This window comes from Nioella ostreopsis, assembly GCF_004000255.1.
Classification (GTDB): domain Bacteria; phylum Pseudomonadota; class Alphaproteobacteria; order Rhodobacterales; family Rhodobacteraceae; genus Nioella; species Nioella ostreopsis.
Genome location: NZ_RCIQ01000075.1, coordinates 1 through 1061, shown reverse-complemented (window position 1 = coordinate 1061; position 1061 = coordinate 1). Strand labels below are relative to the sequence as shown.

The window sequence follows — 1061 nt, the reverse complement described above, 5'->3', positions numbered from 1 at the left end:
GCCGTTCGGCGGGGCCGAAGCGGGTATGGACGGTCTGGCGACCGATCCACTTGACGGATACCGCGCGGCCCTCCGCCGTGGTCACGCTGTCGCCGATGCGCAGATCCTCGACCGGGACCTCCCCTGCCGCGGTCGCGATAAGGGTGCCCGCTGCGAAACAGAGAAAGATCGCCGAGTCCTGCGTGGCGTAGGTTGTTCCGTTGATGTTGGGGTTGGTGTGATCGACGATATCGATCGTTCCCGTCCAATAGGCCGGATCGTCCCCGTGCAACAGGATGTTGCCGCCGATGAACATCAGGTTGTCATCCACGCCGCTGCCGCCATCGAGGTTTTCAACCGCCGGGCTCGCGAGCCCCGGGTTGTTCGTCACCCAGGTGTCAAGCGCGCTGCGCGACAGGCCGGCGAGGGCAAGATGGCCCTGATCCCAATTGCCGCCGTTGCTGATCGCGGCCAGAACCTGCCCCCCCTGGGAGGCGATGAATTCATCCGTCGCGGTGATGGACAAGCTGCCCGTGATCGCCGAGACAGATCCCCCCGAGGGATCGTGGAGGATCTCCATCGGCGTGGCACCCGGGTTTTCACGAATTGTCACGCGGTCGCCAGCCGACAACCCGCCCGCCCCGACGGTGTAGGTGAAGAAGTCGTCACCGCCCGCCTCGGGTTGATGAAAGGTGATGGTTTCCCCGGCCGAGACATTGGTGGTGACCACGAAGGAGAACGATTCCTGCCCGGTTCCGCTGGTGGTGTCCTGATCGGTGATCAAGGCCGTGAAATAGATGTCGCCGACCGAAAGTGCCATGCTCGCCCCCGTAACTGAAAAGGGCCCACGAAATATGGGCCTGAAATGGCTGGTTTTTTCCCGGCAGACAATCCTGCGCGGGAGACTTGCCTAATCTTTAGGCGGCAACCGGAGGGCGAGCAAGGCTTTTCCCGAAAACTTCGGGTTGAGGCGCAGCCTGACCCCGGTTTGCCGGTTCAGGCTGCGGGATTCTTCTGCTCAGGCGACAGCCCTCCCGGCCAGCCGGGCGCGGATATGCTGCGGCACCTGCCGGGCACTCATC

Annotated in this window: 1 protein-coding gene; it reads right to left on the bottom strand. The window is 63.6% G+C overall.

Features of this window, described 5'->3' with window-relative positions; all coding sequences use genetic code 11:
• Positions 1-799, bottom strand: a 799-nt coding sequence (locus EP237_RS23655; RefSeq protein ID WP_240661736.1) for a Hint domain-containing protein, incomplete at its 3' end; no start/stop codon positions are given.
• Between the last annotated feature and the right edge of the window lie 262 nt (positions 800-1061).